The sequence below is a fragment of the Pantoea sp. RCC30.1 genome (assembly GCF_058148845.1).
The window spans coordinates 1-4,781 of record NZ_JBXUHX010000069.1; the positions used below are offsets into that span (position 1 = coordinate 1).

Genomic DNA, 4,781 nt, shown 5'->3' on the forward strand with positions numbered 1-4,781 from the left:
GAGGGACTTGAACCCTCACGTCCGTTAAGACACTAACACCTGAAGCTAGCGCGTCTACCAATTCCGCCACCTTCGCGCAGTGCTCGCGATATGAAACATGTGATTTTGGTGCGAAGAGAGGGACTTGAACCCTCACGTCCGTTAGGACACTAACACCTGAAGCTAGCGCGTCTACCAATTCCGCCACCTTCGCATACCCGTAACACCTTGAGAATGTTACAACCACGGAGGCGCATTCTAGAGATTTTACTCTTTGCGTCAACAACTATTTCGTCGGGCTGAAACGATCGCTGTAAAAAGCAACGTTTTCAGCCCGGCAACGCGGTTAATGGTGGGGAAAGCCCCTAGCGCGTTTTGGCACCGCGACCATAGACGGCGCGATAAACTTTGAAGCGACCGGTCTGTGCGATGACTTCATGACTGCCGAAGGCTTCATCCAGCGCCTGCGGATAAGGCAGGAAGGTGTTCGCAACGATACGCAGTTCGCCACCGGTGTTCAGGTGCTTCACCGCACCACGGATCAGCGCCTGTGCGGCGTCGAGGCTGGTCTGGGTGCCTTCATGGAAGGGCGGGTTAGAGATAATCATGTCGAAACGGCCGGTCACGTCAGAGAAGACGTTGCTGGCGAAGACTTCGCCCTCGATGCCATTGGCGGCCAGCGTCAATTTACTCGCTTCAATGGCAGCGGCGTGCACGTCGCATAGCCACAGGCGGACTTTAGGCGAACGGGCAGGCAGTGAGGCGGCAATCACGCCTGCGCCACAGCCCATATCCAGCACTTTACCTTTGGTGTGCGGGGTGAAGGTTGACAGTAGCAGGGCGCTGCCGCTATCCAGACCGTCACGGCTGAAGACGCCAGGCAGAGTGTGAATCGTCAGACCATCCAGCTGATACTGATGACCAAAGGTGCTGGCATCAAACTCAGGCTGTTTGTCGAGGCGACCGTGATAGAGACCACAGCGACGTGCGCTGTCGATCTTCTCCAGCTTCACCCACGACTCCAGCATGCCTTCGGCACTGCGGACGCCGCTGCGGTTTTCACCCACCACGAACACGTCGCAGCCCACTGGCAGCATAGAGAGCAGGTTCTCCAGCTGGAACTGTACTTCCGGCTTATTCTTGGTCCAGAAGTAGACCAGGGTATCGCATCCCTGCACATCTTCCGGCTGCGCAACCATTCCGTAACGCGCCTGCTCGCCCATACGGCGGCTGAGGTTTTGCCAGTGATGATATTGCTGTGTGTGAACGCGCGACGAGGCGGTTTCCAGCTGAGCGGGCAGGTCATCCTGCAGATCGCCAGCAAATAAAACATGGCGGGCGGTAAATTCATCACTGTGGCGCAGAATGACTTCGCTGGCCGGGGTAAAAGCAGACATGTAGGGCTCCTGTAAGATCTGAGCGGGGATTATAGTGGTTTGTTGGCGCATGTTCGATGGGTTTGCTAGCATAGCGTCGCATTCAGGCAGCAGAACAGGTAACACCATGACGTCCAGGCGCGACTGGCTTTTACAGCAAATGGGAATTACGCAGTATCAACTGCGCCGCCCGCGCGTGCTTCAGGGCGAAATTGCCGTCACGCTGGCACCGGACACGCAGTTAATTATTGTCGCTGACACGCCACCCGGTTTGCATGAACCTCTGATGCGCGACGTGCTGCATGCTCTCAATCTGCAACCCGCTCAGGTAATGACCGTGACACCGGATCAGCTGCAAATGTTGCCGGAGACGCTGAACTGCGCGGGCTGGCTGCTCGGCGTAGAGAGCGAACAGACTTTCAATGGCGTGGCATTAACCAGCGCTTCTTTCAATGAACTGATCAGCAGCGGCGTCGCCAAACGCGCGCTCTGGCAACAGATGTGTAACCATGACAGCCATCTCTTTACTCACCCCTGACGATCTGGCGCAGGCCTTCGCCATTGAGTGCCGTAGTCACGCGTTTCCCTGGAGTGAAAAGACGTTTGCCAGCAATCAGGGCGAGCGCTTTATTAATTTACGTCTCGATGCCGACGGCAAAATGGTCGCCTTTGCCATTACCCAGGTGGTGCTGGACGAAGCCTCCCTGTTTAACATCGCGGTCGATCCTGCCTTTCAGCGCCGGGGATATGGCCGTCAGCTGTTGCAGCATCTGATCGATGAGTTGATCAAACGCGACGTGCTGACGCTGTGGCTGGAAGTGCGGGCCTCGAACCTGCCCGCCATCGCGCTCTATGAGCAGCTTGGGTTCAATCAGGTCAGTCGTCGCCCCAACTATTATCCCACCGCCAGCGGCCGTGAAGATGCCATTCTCATGGCCCTGACGCCGTAGTGGTGTTAAGGAGCTTTAATGATAGATAACTGGGACTGCATCCTGTTTGATGCGGACGATACACTTTTCCATTTCGACGCCTATGCCGGTTTGCAGCGCCTGTTCGCCGGTTATGACGTGCAGTTCACCGACCAGGATTACAGCGATTATCAGGCGATCAACAAGCCGCTGTGGGTCGATTATCAGAACGGCACCATCTCAGCGTTACAGTTGCAGACTCAGCGTTTCAACCACTGGAGCGAAAAGCTCAGCGTTGCGCCAGAGATTCTCAACAGCGGCTTCCTCAGTGCGATGGGAGAGATCTGCACGCCGCTGCCGGGTGCGGTCAGCCTGATGAACCAGCTGCATGGCAAGGTAAAAATGGGGATCATTACCAATGGCTTTACCGCGCTGCAGCAGACGCGTCTGGAGCGCACCGGTTTCCGCGATTACTTCTCGGCGCTGGTGATCTCTGAGCAGGTCGGCTTGCCAAAGCCAGCGGCAGAGATCTTTGATTACGCGCTGGAGCTGATGGGCAATCCGGATCGTCAGCGGGTACTGATGGTGGGTGATACGCCAGAGTCAGACATTCTGGGCGGCATGAACGCTGGCCTGAAAACCTGCTGGCTCGATCATGGCACCCGGCCGTTGCCGGAACATATTAAACCCACCTGGCAGGTCAAATCGCTGGGCGAGCTTGAAGCGCTGCTCATCGGCTAACGGAAGACGCCTCGCAAATCCGTATCGTTCCCATAAAAAAGGCCCGCACAGCGGGCCTTATCGTTTTATCTTTACCGCAGCGCAGGCGCGCTACTCTTTCTTCTCATCGTCCTCATCCCGATCCTCTTTCACCGGGGTGCTGGCGGTAAGCAGGAATGGCGACTGCTGCCAGCGGGTGCGGCGATGGCGCAGCAGGGTACGGGAGAGAATAATGCCGATCGCCAGCGCCAGCAGCATCATCAGACGCAGAATATTGGTGGTGTTATCGACCTGATGCGAGTCGGTGACCAGCACGTGGGTATCCAGCGTCACGCGCAAAAAGCCCAGCGGACCCTCATTTCCCGCCAGCGGCTGCACAATCTGATGGTTGAAATAGCTGCCCGCGCGCTGACCATCAAGCGCCAGCCGATCGCGCACGTTGATGTTTTCACCGCTGTGTGCCACCAGGCTGCCGTCGCCGTCATACACTGACGCATCCAGAATACGGCTGTTAGCCGTCATCTGATTAAGAATGGCTTCTATCTGAGTGCGGTTATTCTCACTGTTGTCCATCAACGGCTTAAGACTAAACGCTACCTGGCTGGTCAGCGTATGCGCCAGCTCCTCTACCTGTTCAGAACGCGCCGCCTGATGGCCAAGACTGAACCAGGATGCGCCCTGCATCAGCACGACCAGCAGTGCCATCGAGATAAGAACGATCACGGTACGATGTAAGCGAAATTTCAGTGCGGTTTTAGCCATTAATCATCCGGGTCATATCACAACAGAAAGCCTGGAGATTATGTTGCCAGAAGCGGCGCAGACAAGGTAGCCTCTTGCGTGGTTTTGTTGTCCCTACAGGAGCTCTGATGCCAAATCGTTTAACCTGGTGCGATCTTCCCGCCGATGTCTCCCTCTGGCCGGGTTTGCCCCTTTCTCTTAGCGGTGATGAAGTGATGCCGCTGGATTATCGCGCTGGCCGCACCGGCTGGCTGCTGTATGGCCGTGGGCTGGATAAGCAACGGCTGACCGATTACCAGCACCAGTTGGGTGCTGCGATGGTGATCGTCAGCGCCTGGAACGTCGATGAGTATCAGGTGATTCGCCTGGCGGGATCGCTGACGCCGTTTGCCAGCCAACTGGCGCACGACGCAGGACTGGATGTTGCGCCGCTGGGCAAAATCCCGCATCTCAAAACGCCAGGCCTGCTGGTAATGGATATGGACTCCACCGCGATTCAGATCGAGTGCATCGATGAGATTGCAAAACTGGCGGGCTGCGGCGAGCAGGTGGCGGAAGTCACGGAACGCGCGATGCGCGGCGAACTCGACTTCACTGCCAGCCTGCGTCAGCGCGTCGCCACGTTGCAGGGGGCGGACGCCAATATTCTGAAACAGGTGCGTGATGCTCTGCCATTAATGCCAGGCTTAACGACGCTGACGCAGAAGCTGCAGGCGCTGGGCTGGCAGGTTGCCATCGCGTCAGGCGGCTTTACCTACTACGCCGAATACCTGCGCGACAAGCTGCATCTGTCGGCGGTGGTCGCTAATGAACTCGAAATTCGCGACGGCAAACTGACCGGCAACGTGCTGGGTCCGATTGTCGACGCACAATACAAAGCCGATACCCTGAAGAAGCTGGCGCAGCGTTTTGACATCGCGCCGGAACAAACGGTGGCGATCGGCGATGGTGCCAATGACCTGCTGATGATCAAAGCCTCAGCGCTGGGCATTGCGTTCCATGCTAAACCTAAGGTGAATGAACAGACTGCGGTCACCATTCGCCATGCCGATCTGAT

At 56.9% G+C, this 4,781-nt stretch carries 6 protein-coding genes and 1 tRNA gene; 4 read left to right on the plus strand and 3 right to left on the minus strand.

Annotated elements, in window-relative coordinates:
* Positions 1 to 106: 106 nt before the first annotated feature.
* A tRNA-Leu gene (locus AC2LB6_RS24420) sits at positions 107 to 193 on the minus strand.
* Positions 194 to 344: 151 nt separating this feature from the next.
* Complete coding sequence (gene rsmC / locus AC2LB6_RS24425) at positions 345 to 1,376, minus strand: 16S rRNA (guanine(1207)-N(2))-methyltransferase RsmC (protein ID WP_090964115.1); 1,032 nt, start codon at positions 1,374 to 1,376, stop codon at positions 345 to 347.
* A gap of 106 nt (positions 1,377 to 1,482) precedes the next feature.
* Between rsmC and AC2LB6_RS24430 the strand changes: the two genes are divergently transcribed.
* From AC2LB6_RS24430 to yjjG, 3 genes are read left to right on the plus strand one after another with little or no spacing between them, the layout of a single operon-like run.
* Positions 1,483 to 1,893: a DNA polymerase III subunit psi gene (locus AC2LB6_RS24430; protein WP_490095451.1), complete on the plus strand. Its 411-nt coding sequence runs from the start codon at positions 1,483 to 1,485 to the stop codon at positions 1,891 to 1,893.
* Positions 1,865 to 2,305 carry a ribosomal protein S18-alanine N-acetyltransferase gene (gene rimI / locus AC2LB6_RS24435; RefSeq protein ID WP_136198254.1) on the plus strand — a complete coding sequence of 147 codons (441 nt, stop codon included), beginning with the start codon at positions 1,865 to 1,867 and terminating at the stop codon, positions 2,303 to 2,305. Before AC2LB6_RS24430 ends, rimI begins: the two co-directional genes overlap by 29 nt.
* Before the next feature lie 18 nt (positions 2,306 to 2,323).
* Complete coding sequence (gene yjjG / locus AC2LB6_RS24440) at positions 2,324 to 3,004, plus strand: pyrimidine 5'-nucleotidase (protein WP_490095452.1); 681 nt, start codon at positions 2,324 to 2,326, stop codon at positions 3,002 to 3,004.
* Positions 3,005 to 3,094: 90 nt separating this feature from the next.
* Here the strand turns inward: yjjG and AC2LB6_RS24445 are convergent, their stop codons facing one another.
* Positions 3,095 to 3,745: a YtjB family periplasmic protein gene (locus AC2LB6_RS24445; RefSeq protein WP_010253606.1), complete on the minus strand. Its 651-nt coding sequence runs from the start codon at positions 3,743 to 3,745 to the stop codon at positions 3,095 to 3,097.
* Between the two features lie 107 nt (positions 3,746 to 3,852).
* Here AC2LB6_RS24445 and serB point away from each other — a divergent pair.
* The coding region (serB, locus tag AC2LB6_RS24450; protein ID WP_490095453.1) for a phosphoserine phosphatase at positions 3,853 to 4,781 on the plus strand (929 nt) is incomplete at its 3' end.

Coding starts and splice junctions, on each gene's coding strand:
- rsmC (WP_090964115.1), bottom strand. CDS start 1,376: ATGTCTGCTTTTACCCCGGCCAGCGAAGTCATTCTGCGCCACAGTGAT.
- AC2LB6_RS24430 (WP_490095451.1), top strand. CDS start 1,483: ATGACGTCCAGGCGCGACTGGCTTTTACAGCAAATGGGAATTACGCAG.
- rimI (WP_136198254.1), top strand. CDS start 1,865: ATGACAGCCATCTCTTTACTCACCCCTGACGATCTGGCGCAGGCCTTC.
- yjjG (WP_490095452.1), top strand. CDS start 2,324: ATGATAGATAACTGGGACTGCATCCTGTTTGATGCGGACGATACACTT.
- AC2LB6_RS24445 (WP_010253606.1), bottom strand. CDS start 3,745: ATGGCTAAAACCGCACTGAAATTTCGCTTACATCGTACCGTGATCGTT.